The 15,259-nt window shown below is 61.4% G+C and carries 11 protein-coding genes; 8 read left to right on the forward strand and 3 right to left on the reverse strand.

Annotation, left to right across the window (positions count from 1 at the left end; translation table 11 throughout):
- The first annotated feature begins 201 nt into the window (after positions 1–201).
- Positions 202–711 carry a VC2046/SO_2500 family protein gene (locus tag NOM67_RS00005; RefSeq protein ID WP_255933024.1) on the forward strand — a complete coding sequence of 170 codons (510 nt, stop codon included), beginning with the start codon at positions 202–204 and terminating at the stop codon, positions 709–711.
- A gap of 92 nt (positions 712–803) precedes the next feature.
- On the opposite strand, the gene hpf is transcribed toward NOM67_RS00005, so the two are convergent.
- Positions 804–1,142, reverse strand: a complete 339-nt coding sequence (gene hpf, locus NOM67_RS00010; RefSeq protein WP_033113440.1) for a ribosome hibernation-promoting factor, HPF/YfiA family — start codon at positions 1,140–1,142, stop codon at positions 804–806.
- Between the two features lie 370 nt (positions 1,143–1,512).
- Here hpf and NOM67_RS00015 point away from each other — a divergent pair, with 370 nt between their 5' ends.
- The 3 genes from NOM67_RS00015 (at position 1,513) to NOM67_RS00025 (ending at position 7,180) form a co-directional block, all read left to right on the forward strand.
- Positions 1,513–4,002, forward strand: coding sequence for a bifunctional diguanylate cyclase/phosphodiesterase (locus tag NOM67_RS00015; RefSeq protein ID WP_255933029.1), 2,490 nt, complete (start codon positions 1,513–1,515; stop codon positions 4,000–4,002).
- A gap of 101 nt (positions 4,003–4,103) precedes the next feature.
- A complete protein-coding gene (locus NOM67_RS00020; RefSeq protein WP_255933031.1) occupies positions 4,104–6,005 on the forward strand; it encodes a transglycosylase SLT domain-containing protein in 1,902 nt (633 codons plus the stop codon).
- A gap of 176 nt (positions 6,006–6,181) precedes the next feature.
- A complete protein-coding gene (locus NOM67_RS00025) occupies positions 6,182–7,180 on the forward strand; it encodes a LacI family DNA-binding transcriptional regulator (protein WP_182927599.1) in 999 nt (332 codons plus the stop codon).
- 72 nt (positions 7,181–7,252) lie between these two features.
- On the opposite strand, the gene NOM67_RS00030 is transcribed toward NOM67_RS00025, so the two are convergent.
- Positions 7,253–8,317 (reverse strand): 3-deoxy-7-phosphoheptulonate synthase, encoded by a 1,065-nt coding sequence (locus tag NOM67_RS00030; RefSeq protein WP_156852127.1) that lies wholly within the window; start codon positions 8,315–8,317, stop codon positions 7,253–7,255.
- 118 nt (positions 8,318–8,435) lie between these two features.
- A complete protein-coding gene (locus NOM67_RS00035; protein WP_156852126.1) occupies positions 8,436–10,388 on the reverse strand; it encodes a TonB-dependent receptor domain-containing protein in 1,953 nt (650 codons plus the stop codon).
- A 266-nt stretch (positions 10,389–10,654) separates the two neighbouring features.
- Between NOM67_RS00035 and NOM67_RS00040 the strand changes: the two genes are divergently transcribed.
- From NOM67_RS00040 to dhbA, 4 genes are read left to right on the forward strand one after another with little or no spacing between them, the layout of a single operon-like run.
- Positions 10,655–11,803 (forward strand): isochorismate synthase MenF, encoded by a 1,149-nt coding sequence (locus tag NOM67_RS00040; RefSeq protein ID WP_156852125.1) that lies wholly within the window; start codon positions 10,655–10,657, stop codon positions 11,801–11,803.
- Positions 11,800–13,446, forward strand: coding sequence for a (2,3-dihydroxybenzoyl)adenylate synthase (locus tag NOM67_RS00045; protein ID WP_156852124.1), 1,647 nt, complete (start codon positions 11,800–11,802; stop codon positions 13,444–13,446). Before NOM67_RS00040 ends, NOM67_RS00045 begins: the two co-directional genes overlap by 4 nt.
- Entirely contained in the window at positions 13,443–14,375 is a 933-nt protein-coding gene (locus NOM67_RS00050) for an isochorismatase family protein (RefSeq protein ID WP_156852123.1), read from the forward strand. Before NOM67_RS00045 ends, NOM67_RS00050 begins: the two co-directional genes overlap by 4 nt.
- Complete coding sequence (gene dhbA / locus NOM67_RS00055) at positions 14,372–15,139, forward strand: 2,3-dihydro-2,3-dihydroxybenzoate dehydrogenase (protein WP_156852122.1); 768 nt, start codon at positions 14,372–14,374, stop codon at positions 15,137–15,139. The genes NOM67_RS00050 and dhbA overlap by 4 nt, the downstream gene beginning before the upstream one ends.
- Positions 15,140–15,259 lie beyond the last annotated feature (120 nt).

Here is a 15,259-nt window from a genome sequence, read left to right on the forward strand (position 1 = left end):
GGAGAAGGATTCGAACCTTCGAAGGCAGAGCCGTCAGATTTACAGTCTGATCCCTTTGGCCGCTCGGGAACCCCTCCCCAAGTGCGAGGCGCATACTAACAGATCTTCCGCTTTTGTGAACCCCTGAAGCGGATTTTTCCATTAAAAGAATTGGATATGTGGCCGATAAGAGATGAAATCACCATTTCCAAGAGTTATCCCATGCTACCCAGTTCAATCCGTAATCAGCTGCTCGTCGATGAAAGCCAGTTGGGGCAACGCCTCAACCAGGATCTTCAGCATGGCGATCGGGCTGATTTCCGATTGCAGCTGGCGCTGCTGACCGATGCGGTTGAAGAGCAGCCCTGGTTCGATGCCAAGCCGGCGGCAAGCCCGGACAAGCGGGACTGGCGAGCGCACTTTGAGCTGCGAGAGGCTCAGGTGCTGATGGCCGAGGGGGCGGGGAGTGACTGCAGTGCCATCAATGAGCGGTTGCAGCAGGGGGGGAGCATGGTGGATGTGCGGCTCTGGCTGGCATTGCAAACGCCGCCACTGGTAGCCAGACAGCCGCTGATCGATGAGGCGGTGTTTGACAATCTGACGCTGCTGGGGCGCGAGAAGCTGCAACACAAGGTAGCCAGTGTGCCGCGGGAGGAGGATCCGCTGGTGCTGTTGCCGGTGCTCGACCGGTTGCAGCAGGGGGTCGATACCCGTCTTCACTGGCTCAGTTAGGGACTGGTGTTTTTCTTGTTCAGCCTGCTGAAAATCAGGCAAACAAAAAGGCGGGATAACCCGCCTTTATGCTCTTTGTGATCCGCGATGCCTTACGCGTCAGCTTCGTCCGTTTCAACCTGCTCCTTCAACGCGGCATTGGCGCGACGGGCAATGGGTTTTTCGGTATGGCGATTGAGTTGACGCTCCAGTTTTTGTCCCAATTCGTTGATGGCGGCGTAGAGATCCTCATGCTCTGCCTGGGCAAACAGTTTGCCGTTGGGGATGCCAGCACTGGCTTCGACAATGAACATCAGACGCTCTTTGGAGACAATCACATGGGGTGTGATGAGAGGCACCTGAAGACGTTCGAGCTTTTCAAAACGGGATTCGATACGCTCGCGAATAGCCGGGGTGATGTCGATGATTTTGCTGGTAATTTCGATTTTCATATAGGCCCCCTTCGGGTCGTCTTGCTTGTGTCTTCACCTTCAGATTACTGATTGGCGGCACTTAAAATGTGATGTTAATCACAAAATGCAGCCATCATTATTCAGCAACTTATAAATTGTGATCTTTTCCGGTTTCGTGCCAAAAATCGCTTGAGCTCCTTGAAACTGGCAGGCAGTATGACGGGAATAGGATCGTTTCTGTCCCCTCTTGGCAGCACCCTGTGTCGACCTCATATCCGGTTCCCACTGCTTGATATCGCATGTTTGCACTTTGCCCCTCCTCTCTTCGACCTCATGAGCGGATCCGGAGCGGTTGCTGCTGCCTGTTGCTGGACATCAAACGTGGTCGGTTGTTGTGTTGGAGTCATAAATGAAGCATCAAGCCACGCAGGTCATGTGGTTTTTTGATCGGCAGCATGATCAGTGGAGTCTCTCTGATCAGGGCACCTGCCAGCAGTGGCAAGGAAAGGGAGTCCATCCATGGGCCGACCAGCTGCTGCCGGAAGATGAAGCGGGCTTTGCCGACTTCCTCATCCGCCTTCATGAATCACACCTGCCGGAACAGTTTATCGGCCACCTCAGAGATAAAGACGGAGCCCTCAACCATGTGCTCTGGAGCGGCCAGTTTGTGCCCAACCAGGAGGTTTGCTGTGGTTGGCTGATCCCGCTTGCCGCAACGTCTCTCAAGCTCTCTCTGCCTTTGCTGCAGACCAGTCTGCTCACCCAGCTGGCGCAGGCACTTTCTGCCCGCACCGGGCTCGACTTCTTCAACACCCTGGTCAAACAGCTCTCCCACATTCTGCAAGTCGATGCGGTCTGGGTCGGTGAGCTGAGCTCGGCGGATCGGGTGCGGGTGCTGGCCGCGGACGGGTTGGCGCTCAAGGATTACCCGCTGGCGGGAACCCCCTGCCAGCAGCTCTATCGGCAGGGCGCGGTCTGCCTGGAGGTGATCTCCGAGCAGGAAGAGTACCAGCCGTGGCTGGCCGCCGGTCAGACCTATTACGGTCAGCCGCTGTTTGATGGCCGGGGGCAACTGCTGGGCCATCTGGCGCTGCTCAGCTCGGCGCCGGCAGACATGGCGAACCTCAACTCGGTGCTCAACACCTTCACGGTGCGGATGGTTGCCGAGCTGGAACGGCTGCAATCAGATGCCCAGATGCGCCTCTCTGCGGTAGCTTTCGAAACCCATGAGGGGATCATCATCACCGACCCGGGCTTCAAGATCTTGCGGGTCAACAACGCCTTTAGCCAGATCACCGGATTCGACAGCCAGGCCGTGCTCGGTCTGCAGCTGGAACAGGATCTCTGGCCCAATCTGGGGGGGCTCGGTTACGAGCTCAATCCCCTGAGCCGCTGGCAGGGTGAGACCCAGCGTCTGCACGCCGATGGTCATACCTATCCCCAGTGGGAAATCGTAACGCCGGTGCAGGATGAGAAGGGAGGCATAAGCCACTTCGTCATCTGCTTCGAGGATATCTCCGAACGCAAGGCGGCCGAACGGCGGATCCAGGATCTCGCCTATTACGACGAGTTGACCGGTCTGCCCAACCGACGACAGCTGCATGAAACCCTGGTTCAGACCTTCAACGAGGCGACTCACAGCTGCCTGATCGGCGCGCTGCTCTTTATCGATCTCGATCACTTCAAGACCATCAACGACTCCCTTGGCCACGCCACCGGCGACTGGCTATTGAAAGAGGTGGCGACCCGGCTCAAGCGGCTGGTGCGTCAGGGAGATTGTCTGGCTCGCCTCGGTGGGGATGAGTTCGTCCTGCTGCTGCCGTCGCTGTCGGCCAGCCCACCCCAGGCGGAGATGCAGGCCGACATCATTGCCGAGCGGCTCATCACCGAGATTGCCGCACCTTACACCTATGCGGGGCAGGTGCTGCACATCGGTGCCAGTGTCGGCATCACCCTGTTTCCGGATCGGGAGCAGGGTGTGGATGATCTGCTCAAGCAGGCGGATACCGCCATGTATCAGGCCAAGTCGGCCGGTCGCAAGACTCGGCGCTTCTTTGACGCCTCCATGCAGCAGCAGGCGGATCGCCGCCTGCACATCCACAACGAGCTGCGCAACGCCCTCAACCAGCAGGAGCTGACGCTCTACTATCAGCCCCAGCATCTGGTGGATGGCGGTGACATCATCGGTGTCGAGGCGCTGATCCGCTGGCAGCCGGCGGGGCGCGCACTGGTCTCCCCGGCCGAGTTTATCCCCATCGCCGAGGAGAGCGATCTCATCGTCGATATCGGCAACTGGGTGCTCCACGAAGCCTGCGCCCAGTATGTGCTGTGGGAGGAAAATGGAATCCATATCCCGCAGATCTCGGTCAACGTCAGTGCCAAGCAGTTCCATGCCACCGACTTTGTCGAGCGGATCCACGATGTGCTGGCGCAAACCGGCATGGATCCGGCCTGCCTCAATCTGGAGATCACCGAATCCGTGGTGCTGGGCCATGCCGAGGACACCATCAGCAAGATGACGGATCTCAAATCCCTTGGCATCAGCTTTGCCATCGACGATTTCGGTGCTGGCTACTCCTCCCTGAGCTATCTCAAGCGGCTGCCCGCCGACGAGCTCAAGATCGACCGCTCCTTCATTCAGGACATCCCCAAGGATGGCGACAACATGGCCATCGTCGAGGCGGTGATCGCCATGGCGCGTCACATGGGGTTCAACGTTACCGCCGAAGGGGTAGAGTCACGCCAGCAGCTGGAGTTTCTCAAGGCACAGGGGTGCAGCTTCTATCAGGGCTACCTCGCCTCCAAGCCGTTGCCGGTGCCCTATCTGGAGAAATATGTGCAGCGCCTCGCAAGACAAGAGTACCCGCGCGAAATCCAGCTGAGCGGCGTAGAAAAATAGTCTCCTCTCCCCGCTGTCGCCTTGGCTGGCAACGGGTAGAATGGGAGGCAGTAGACCCACCGCCCGCGGGCGGTGTTCTTGCCTCGCAATGGAGATGTTCAGTGAAAGCTGTATGGGGAATTGTTTTGTCGGCGCTGTTTGCGCCGGGTCTGATGGCACAAACAGCGGAGCAGTCGCTGTACCGTCAGGCCTACGATGCGGTAAAGGCCGATGATCAGGCCCGTTTCCAGCAAATTCGAGCCCGTTTGGCTCATTATCCCCTGTTGCCTTACCTCGATTACTACCAGCTCGCCTTTCGGCCCGGGGCGGCCGACTACAACGATGTGACCCGCTTTATCCGCGAGCATGGCGATACCCCCCAGTCAAACCGGCTGGAACGCAGTTACCTCACCTATCTGGCCCAGAGCGAGCAGTGGTCGCAATTCCTGCGCTTCTATCCGGCCAAGCCGAGCTCCACCGATCTGCTCTGCATGCACTATCAGGCGCTCTACAACACCGGTAAACAGGGGGAAGCGCTGCAGGGGGCTGGCAAACTCTGGATGAGCGGCCAATCCCGCCCCGATGCCTGCTCGCCGCTCTTCAAGCTGTGGCAGGCATCCGGTCAGCGTACCCAGGATAAAATCTGGCAGCGGATGACCCTCGCTTTCGAAGCGGAGAACCCCAACCTGATCCGTCATCTGGGGGCCAACCTGTCGGGTAGCCTGCAAAGCTATGGCGATCAGATGGTGACCCTGTTCGAGCAGCCAGCCAAGGCGATGAATCCCGCCTATTTCAGCAGCAATCCCTACTCAAGGAAGCTGCTCTCGCTCGGTTTGGCCCGTTATGCCAATCAGGAGCCGGAAGCGGTACTGCGCCAGCTGACGCTCTTTCGCAGCCGTTTCGGCCTGACTCAGGCCGAGGTCAAACCGGTTGATCGTGCCATTGCCCGTCGTCTGTTGCTGGATCGCTCACTGGCCCAGCGCAGCTGGCTCGACAATACCGTGGTGCGGTTGGCCGACCCCGATATTACCGAGCTGCGGGCCCGTCTTGCGATTTGGGAACAGGATTGGCGCGGCCTATCCGGCTGGGTCAAAAAGATGCCGATGGCGCGTCAGAAAGAGGATCGCTGGCGCTACTGGATGGCGCGCTCCCTTGAAGTACAGGGGCAGAAGAAACCGGCCCAGGATCTCTATCTGGAGACCGCCAACCTGCGCGGTTTCTACGGGTTCATGGCGGCCCAGCGTACCGGCGTGCCCTACCGCATGGTCAATCAGGGGGTGAAGCATGTACCGGACTGGCGCACTGCCAGCCAGCGCTGGCCCTTCCTGCTGCGGGTGCGCGAGCTGCTGTCGATGAACGAAATTACGGCGGCACGGGCCGAGTGGATCCACAACATGGATCGCAACCCGGTGGCCCAACGCATCGAGTTTGGTCATATCGCCCTCAATCAGGGGTGGCATGAACTGGCCATTCTCTCCAGCATCCGCGCCGAAGCGTGGGATGCACTGGAGCTGCGCTTCCCCAAACCCTACACCCAGACCTTCAGTCAGGTGGCGCGGGAGCGGGCGGTCAACATGAGCTTGCTCTACGCCATCTCCCGTCAGGAGAGCGCGCTCTATCCGATGGCCCAGTCACCGGTGGGGGCGCGTGGCCTGATGCAGCTGATGCCCTCGACCGCCAAAGAGACTGCCGGCAAGCTCGGTGTGCCCTATCGCAGCGAACAGCAGCTGTTTGATCCGGCGATGAACGTCCGGCTGGGGAGCGCCTACCTCAAGCGGTTGCTCGATCTCTACGATGGCAACCGGATCCTGGCGGCAGCGGCCTACAACGCCGGACCCGGTCGGGTGAAGCGCTGGCGCGATCAGAGTGAAAACAAGCCGATGGATGTCTGGGTCGAGAGCATTCCCTACAAGGAGACGCGCAACTACGTGCAGAACGTGCTGTCGTTTGACCTCATCTATCAGCACAAGCTGCAGCAGCCGCTGCGCTTCATGTCGGATCGGGAGCTCAACCACGCCTATTGAGCACGGGGCCGCCAGTCGGCCCCGTTTTCAAATCCCGCAGGCAGCGGGTATCATCAGCAACGCTCTGTTACAAAAGGAAACATGAGTGGTGATCGGGCTCCGGGAAATATTCTAGGGAGCGGGATATACTCGGCCGTCGGCACCAGCAGGTTCCCCTCACAATAAAGGAATGGATAGTGGCAACGATAAAAGACGTTTCTCAGCTGGCAAATGTGTCTATTTCCACCGTATCGCGCGTGATCAACAACACGGCGCAGGTCGCCCCGGAAAAGCGCGAGGCCGTATTGGCGGCCATGAAGGAACTCAATTTTCGGCCCAACAGTTTTGCCCAGGCTCTGGTCAGCAAGCGTTCCAACTGCATCGGCGTGCTGGTCGGCGACCTCTGCGGTGGCCCCTTCTTCGCCCAGATGATGCGGGGCATTGAAACCATGGTCGATCGGGCCAACAAGTTCACCATTGTGATGTCGGGCAACCATGACATTACCCGCGAGCGCCATGCCATTCAGGCTCTGCTGCAGCGTCAGTGCGATGCCCTGATCCTGCACAGCAAGGCGCTGCCCGACGAGGAGCTGAGCGAGCTGGCGGCGGGCACCACTCCCATCGTCTTTATCAACCGTCAGGTGCCGGGTGCCGAAGATCGCTGCGTCTGGCTCGACAACAAGGCCGGGATCACCACGGCTTGCCAGCATCTGCTCGATGCCGGTCATCGCAAAATTGCCTTTATTACCTCCGATGACGAGGAGTTCGTCGATGGTCAGCAACGGATGGCAGGCTATACCCAGACCCTGGGGCGGGCTGGTATCGCTCTTGATCCGGCCCTGATCAGCCGTGGCTTTGCCGACGAGAACGGTGGTTATGTGGCGATGAGCGAACTGCTGGCGCGCGGTGTCGAGTTCACTGCCGTGCTCGGTTTCAACGACGGCATGGTGGCCGGAGCCATCTCCTGTCTGCTGGAGCGTGGTTACAAGATCCCGCAGCAGGTGTCGGTGGTGGGCTTCGACGATATCCCCTATGCCCGCTACATCTATCCCAAACTCACCACGGTGCGCTACCCCATCGAGGAGATGGGCAGCCGCGCCGCCGAGCTGGCGCTGCGTCTGCTCGATCACAAGCCGGTAGACGGGTTGCCGCTCAAATTCGAAGCCCAGCTGGTGGAGCGTGAATCGGTCGCCTGATCTGCGGCGAGAGGTTCAGAGCAATATGGCCCCATCGGGGCCATATCTTTTTCTGCCACACTAGTTCCGGTTTTACCCCGCCAGGGCAATACGCTGCTGGCGGCGCGCTTCCACCCCTTCGGCAAGGGTATTGAGCACTTCCCGCGTCAGCTCCCAGCCGATGCAGCCATCGGTGACCGACTGGCCGTAGCGCAGCGGCTGGTTGCCTATATCCTGGCGTCCCTCCTTGAGAAAACTCTCCACCATGACGGCAGCGATGGTGTGGCAGCCGTTGCCCAGCTGGGCAGCCAGATCCCGTGCCACGGGTAGCTGGCGGGCGTGCTGCTTCTGGCTGTTGCCGTGGCTGCAATCGACCATCAGGCGAGGGGAGAGGTGATGCTGGCGCAGCAGCTCACCTGCCTCTGCCACATGATTGCTCTGATAGTTGGGCAGGCGGCCACCGCGCAGGATCAGGTGGCCATCGGGGTTGCCATGACTGCGCACCAGTGCCAGCCGCCCGTCACCGGAAGGCTGCGGATAGAGGTGCGCGGCCCGGCTGGCAAGGATGGCCTCGACCGCGATCCGGACGTTGCCATCGGTGCCGTTTTTAAAACCGATGGGGCAGGGGAGGGCCGAGGCCAGCTGGCGGTGGAGCTGGGATTCGGTGGTGCGGGCACCGATGGCGCCCCAGCTGATGAGATCCCCCAGATAGAGCATGCTGGTGAGATCGAGAAATTCGGTGGCACAGGCGAGCCCCTCTTGCCCGAGTGCCAGCAGCAGTTCGCGCGCCTTGCGCAGCCCCTCCGCCAGCCGATCGCTGCCGTCCAGACCCGGGTCGAAGATAAATCCCTTCCAGCCGAGCGTCGTGCGCGGCTTTTCGAAATAGGTGCGCATCACGACTTGTAGCTGATCCCCGTATTGGCCCTGCAGCTCGACCAGCCGGCCACCATAGTCGCGGGCGGCGACGGGATCGTGGATGGAGCAGGGACCGATCACCAGCAGCAGGCGGTCGTCCTCTCCCTGCAGAATATGGCGGGCTTGCTGGCGGCTGCGCGCTATCTGACGGGTGAGTCGGGGAGGAACGGGGTGATCTTGCAGCAACTCATCCGGGGTGGGCAGGGTGGCAAGGGGTGATGCGTTCAGTAGTGAGGTGAACATGAGCGATCCTTATGGAAATGGAAACCTGCATGCTCATTGCTGTCCAGTGGGGATCTTCCCCTTATTGTGTCGGGCAACACAGCGCGGGCATGGGCCCGCGCTGTTGGCTTGATGAGCTTTAGAAGCGGGCCGAGCCACTGATGTAGTAGCTGCGACCCGGCTCCACGTTCTGGAAGGTGGGGTCTTTCTCCTGCAGGCGCACATCGGTCAGGTTGGTGATACCGACCCGCAGATCAAAGTTCTCGGTGACTTTGAAGCCGGTGCCAAGATCGAAAGTCTGATAGCTGGGCAGCTTGTGCAGCACCACGGCCTTGTTGACGGTCTGCTCCGCATATTGGGTGCCGGTGTAGGTGGTGCCAACGAAGGCGTTCATCCGCTCGGTGGCCTGCCAGGTCAGTTTGGCGTTGGCCTTGTGCTCCGGCCGTTCGGGCAGGGCCTGACCCTGATCGCCTTCCGCTTTCAGGTAGGTGTAGTTGGCACCCAGATTGATGTCGTCGGTCAGATCGAGCCTGCCGGTCAGCTCCAGCCCTTTGGTGGTGGCCTTCTCCAGATTGTACCAGGTGCGATCAGTGGAGTTCGGCAGCTGTTTGAAGGTGAGCATGTCGTCGATATCGGAGTAGAAGAGGGTGGCGCTGGTCTCCCAGATCCCTTGCCCTGCGATAACGCCCAGCTCGTAGTTGGTGCTGGTTTCCGGCTTGACCTTGTCGCTGCCATAGATGCGGCAACTGCCGCCGCAGCTCTCGATGCTGTAGCCATTGGAGTACTGGTGCGGTGCCGGCGCCTTGAAGGCCTGGCTGACACCGCCTTTCACGGTCACCACATCGTTCAGTTCGTACACCAGATAGCCGCGCGGGGTGAAGTGACTGCCGTAGATCTCGTGGTGATCGTAACGGCCGCCCAGAGTCAGGGTCAGGCTATCGGTCAGGCCGATCTCGTCCTGAGCAAACAGTGCCTCCTGGGAGTGACTCTCCTTGCCGCCGATATCCTTGTAGCTCACCGCATCCACCAGCTCCCGATCCAGATATTCACCACCCAGGGTCAGGTAGTGGTTGGCCAGCGCCAGGTTGGTGTAGCCCTTGAGGGTCAAGGTGTTCTCCTCCAGTTCGCGCTGCTGCGGGGCCGAGTAGCTGGTATTGAAATCATCGATCTGGGAGCTTTCATAGTTGGCCATGACGGTGGTGTCACCCCAGCTCCAGTTCCCCTTGTGAGTCAGACCAAACAGGTTGCGATCGTTTTGCTGCTGGCGGCTGTGCACCTTGTTGCCGGTCTTGCGGAAGATATCGAGGGGCCGCTCATCCTGGTTGTAGAGATAGTCAAACTCGAAGCGCTGCTGCTCATCCACCAGCCAGCTCAGGGTGGAGGCAAAGTTGCGGGTCTGCTTGGCTTCGATGAGCGGGATGCTATCGGCCGCTTCCGGCGGAGTCCAGGCCTGACGGTCGTACACTTCGCCATTCATCCGGATCAGCAGGTTGTCGGTTAGCGGGCCGGTAAAGCCCAGGTTGGTTCTGTGCTGATCGCCGCCATCCTTGCCCTCGATGGCCTTGAAGTCGGCATCGGCTGCCCCTTGCCAGGTTTTGCCCGGCTGCTTGGTGATGATGTTGATGACACCGCCGATGGCATCGGAGCCGTAAAGTGCCGACATGGGGCCGCGGATCACCTCGACCCGCTCGATCATGCCAAGGGGCACCGGAGTGTTGTCGAAGTTGCCACCGCGCCACAGGGCATTGGAGGAGGAGAGGCGTTTGCCATCCACCAGCACCAGGGTGTATTTGCCAGACATGCCGCGAATACCGATGTCGCTGCGGCCATTGGTGTCGGTCTCGGCCTGGATGCCTACCTCGTGGCGCAGCAGGTCGGCAAGGTCATTGACCGGTGCGGCCTTGATCTGTTCGGCACTGATAACCGAGATGGAGGCGGGGGCCGAGCGGGTATTGTGCGCAGTGGTGGTGACTGTGATCACCTCGTCGGCTTGAGGGGCGTTGCTGGCGGCGATTGCTTGCTGGGTCAGCAGGGTGACTATGGTAGTGGCCAGCAGGCTGGGGGCAATAAAACGGGAGGTTGAGGATTTCATTATTTACATCTTCCATAACATTCAAATGATAAGCGTTATCATTATCAAGTTGAATTTGCTCCGATCGCAACTCTTTTTTATCGGCGATGTTCGGTTTCGTTCGCCCCTCTCTTTTGACTAAAAAGAAGTTAATGAAATTGATTCTCATTTGTGTTGATCGTTTTTTCACTCCTTGTTAGGATGCCGCTCACCCTGCGATGGCGTGAGTCAAATGACTCACACTCTGTCGTTTCAGGTAGTGATTCATTCCAAGGAGTAGCACCGTCATGTGTGACCATGCACTGGAAGGAGAGTGGCCCGCCACAGCGGCCGGGCTGGATAAAGTGTGCTGTTTTGCCAGCGGTGACAGGGTACTGGTCGCCTCCGGTATCCACGACAGTTTTACCGGCATCCCGCCGGAGAAGCTGCTCGCCCATCTGCGTCAGTTGCGCCAGCAGGGGATGGTCAATCCCATCGCCATCGGCGCCATTCCGTTTGATACCCAATCCCCCTGGCATCTGGTGATCCCGGCGCAATCGCAATGGGTCGCAAGGGATGCGCTGTTGCCCGCCCGCTGTTGTCAGCTTCGTGGCGAGGTGAGCGAAGTGACCGGCGCTGCCCACTATCAGGGGGCGGTGCGGGCGGCGCTGCAGCAGTTCAGCGAGGGGCAGCTTGAGAAGGTGGTGCTGTCGCGCGCCATCGATGTGCAGAGCGCAGAGCAGACCTCACCTGCACACGCCTTTGGCTCTCTGCTGGCCCAGAATCCGGGCGCCTATGTGTTCCAGATCCCGCTGCCGGAGGGAGAGACCCTGCTTGGCGCCAGCCCCGAGCTGCTGGTATCGCGCAGCGAGATGGCGGTGGTGAGCAATCCGCTGGCGGGCTCCCGTCCGTGCCACGCTTTTTCCGATCAACAGGCAGCCAGTGCCGATCTGCTGGGGGCCCAGAAGGATCGCTATGAACATGCGCTGGTGGCCGATGCGGTCGCTGCGGCCCTCTCTCCCTTCTGCCGCGAGCTGGATGTCCCTCTGGAGCCGCAGGTGATCGCCACTCCTACCATGTGGCACCTCTCGACCCGCATCGCCGGGCGGCTCCATGAACCCTCTCCCGTGCTGGCACTGGCGTTGGCGTTGCACCCGACACCGGCGGTATGCGGCACGCCGCTCTCGGCTGCGCGTCAGGCCATCTCCCGGCTTGAGGGGTACGATCGCCGTTTCTACTGTGGTGCTGTCGGCTGGATGGATGCCGATGGCAATGGCGAGTGGGTGGTCACCATCCGCTGTGGCGTGCTGGCCGGCAAGCAGCTGCGGCTCTATGCCGGTGCCGGGGTGGTGGTGGGCTCTTCGCCGGAAGCAGAGTGGCAGGAGACCGCCGCCAAACTCGGCACCATGCTGCGCGCCTTCGGCCTCGAGAGCCGGGAATCGGAGGTAACCGCATGAAGCCGCTGGTGCCCTTTACTCCCTGGCCCGCCGAGCTGGCGGCCCACTACCGGGCACAAGGTTGGTGGCGCGGACAACCGCTCACCGTCCTGCTCGATGACTCTGCCGAACGTTATCCCGAGCGCACGGCCCTGATCTGCGGGGAGCGCACCCTCAGTTATGGCCAGTTAAAGCGTGAGGTCGATGTACTGGCGGCGCGGCTGGCCTCGTGCGGGCTGGGTCATGGCGATACCGCGTTGGTGCAGTTGCCCAACTGCGCCGAGTTCTATATCTGCTGGTTTGCCCTGATCCGCTGCGGCGTGGTGGCGGTGCATGCCCTCTACAGCCATCAGCGGCGCGAGCTGGTGGCCTTTGCCCGCCAGATTGAGCCCGCCTTGCTGGTACTCAGCCCCTCCCATCCCGGCTTTGCCGGTGAAACGGGAAGCCTTGTGGCCCTTGATGAGCGGGTATCGCCTTCCTGTCAGACACTGCTTTTCGAGCCAGCAGAAGGGGGCGATCTTCAGTCAGGATTTGCATGGTGTCAGCCTGACCCGATAGCCCGTGCTGATGGTTCGCCGCTGGCGGCCACAGCGCCTACACCAACCCCGGCCGATCAGGTCGCCTTTTTCCAGCTCTCCGGCGGCAGCACCGGCACCCCCAAACTGATCCCCCGTACCCACGATGACTATGGCTATAGCGTGCGCCAGAGCGTGGCGGTGTGCGGCTGGGATGAGCGGGTGATCTATCTCTGTGCCCTGCCGGCGCCCCACAACTTTCCCCTGAGCTCCCCCGGGGCACTCGGAGTGTTTTATGCCGGTGGCTGCGTGGTGCTGGCAAAGGATCCTTCCGCAGCAACCTGTCTGCCGCTGGTGCAGCGCCATCAGGTCAACTGGGCGGCACTGGTGCCACCGGCTCTGGCGCTCTGGCTGGAGGCGGCCAGCCACTATCCGCAGACCTCTCTGGAGTGTGTGCAGGTGGGCGGTGCGCGCCTCAGCCCGGCTCACGCCGAGGCGGTGGCGAGCCGCCTCGGCTGCCGCTTGCAGCAGGTGTTCGGCATGGCCGAGGGGCTGGTCAACTACACCCGCACCGAGGATGACCAGTGGCACATCGTCAATACCCAGGGCCGCCCGATGAGCCCGGGCGACGAGGTGGAGGTGCGAGGCAGCGACGGGCGCCCCTTGCCCGATGGCGAGTGCGGCGAGCTCTGGACACGTGGCCCCTACACCTTTCGCGGCTACTTCAAGGCCGATGCCCACAATCAGCGGGCTTTCGACCGGGACGGTTTCTACTGCACCGGCGATCTGGTCTGCCGCTTGCCCGGCGGTCATCTGATGGTGGTGGGGCGCAACAAGGATCAGATCAACCGGGGCGGGGAGAAGATCGACGCCCTCGAGATTGAAGAGCTGTTGCTGACCCACCCGGAGGTGCGGCAGGCGGCGCTGGTCGCCATGCCCGACCCCATGCTCGGGGAGCGCAGCTGCGCCTTTTTGATGTGCCGCGAGCCCCTCAATCTGCCCCGCTTGCGCCGTTTCCTGCGCGAGCAGGGGGTGGCCGATTACAAACTGCCCGATCGCCTGGTGCTGGTGGAGCAACTGCCCCACACCCCGGTCGGCAAGATAGATAAACAGACGCTGCGCGAGCAGCTCGCCAAGGAGTGTGCATGACCATTCAATCCCTCGCCGCCTATCCGCTGCCCACCGCTGAGGAGCTGCCCACCGGGCGGGTGAACTGGCCCTTCGAACCGGGCCGCGCCGCCTTGCTGGTCCACGATATGCAGCACTATTTCGTCGATTTCTACGGGCCGGGCAATCCGCTGATCAATCAGGTCATCGACCATATCGCCACCCTGATCCGTCAGGCGCGTGCTCTCGGCATGCCGGTGGTCTATACCGCCCAGCCCGCCGAACAGAGTCAGGCAGATCGGGCGCTGCTCAACGACATGTGGGGGCCGGGGCTGACCCGGGCGCCGGAGCGTCAGCCGATTGTTTCGGCGCTGGCCCCCGAGCCGCAGGATACGGTGCTGACCAAGTGGCGCTACAGCGCTTTTTGCCGCTCACCGCTGGCCGAGCTGATGGCCGAATGGGGGCGGGATCAGCTGGTGATCTGCGGCATCTACGGCCATATCGGGGTGATGCAGACGGCGGTCGATGCCTTTATGCGCGATATCCGCCCCTTCCTGGTGGCAGATGCTATCGCCGACTTCTCCCGCGAGGATCATCTGTTGGCGCTCTCCTATGTCAGCCGCAATGCGGGTCGGGTGATTACCGTGGCCGAGGTGATGGCGGCCAGCAAACGCCCCCTGACTCGCGAGTTGCTACGTGCTCAGGTGTTGGTGCGGCTGCCCGCCGAGATGCAGCAGGAGCAGCCCACCGAGGATGACAACTTGCTCGACTACGGTCTCGACTCGCTGGCGGTAATGGGGCTGGTGGAAGAGTGGCGTCAGCAGGGGCTGGTGGTGGAGCTGGCCGAGCTGGCCCGCACGCCGACCCTGGCTCACTGGTGGGGGCTCCTCTCCCGTCAGCTTAATGTTAGTCAGGCCACGGCTTATCAGGTCAACGAAGATCACGTCAGCGAACCGGAGTGCACCCCATGAGCGAGTGGCAAGGTAGAACCGTCTGGGTAACTGGCGCGGCGCAGGGAATTGGCCATGCGGTGGCGCGCACCTTTGCCGAGGCGGGGGCCAGCGTTGTGGCGTTCGATCTGCAACTGGCCGAGACACTGCCCGGCAACGTGAAGAGGGTGGTGATCGATGTCAGCGATAGCGAGGCCGTGACCCGCTGCTGCGAACAGCTGCTGGACGAGGGGCTGGGGCCCGATGTGCTGGTCAATGTCGCCGGCGTACTGGCGACCGGCAGGATCGATGAGGTGGATGACGCCCTCTTGCAACGCACCTTCGCCATCAACACCTTCGCCCCCTTCTACCTGATGCGGGCCCTGACCCCCTGGTTTCAGGGGCTGCGCAGGGGCGCCATCGTCAATGTCTCCTCCAATGCTGGTCGGGTGCCGCGAGTGGGGATGGGCATTTATGGCGCCTCCAAGGCGGCGCTGACCAGCCTCACTCAAACGGCTGGGTTGGAGCTTGCACCCTATGGGGTGCGCTGCAATCTGGTGTCGCCGGGCTCGACCCGTACCCCGATGCTGTACGGCATGTGGCAGGAGGGGGAGGCAGAGCAGTGCGAAGGGGAGCTGCGCACCATCGCGGGTCTGCCCGGGCAGTTCAAGCTGGGGATCCCCCTTGGCAAGCTCGGGACCCCCGACGAGGTGGCCGCCTGCGTGCTGTTTCTCGCCTCCGATGCCGCCAGCCATATCACCCTGCAGGATCTGGTGGTCGATGGCGGTGCCACTCTGGGGGTCTAGCCCGCGCGCTGCCGATCTGGCAGGCGTGACACTCTATTTATGGAGGAGGCCTGGCCTCCTCGCTTTTCAGCCATGCGGGCAGGGGCAAGCCGCTGCCCGCTCGATGTTTGCGCAAGGATA

Origin of the sequence: Aeromonas sp. SG16, from assembly GCF_024436135.1 — a bacterium.
GTDB classification, from domain to species: domain Bacteria; phylum Pseudomonadota; class Gammaproteobacteria; order Enterobacterales; family Aeromonadaceae; genus Aeromonas; species Aeromonas jandaei.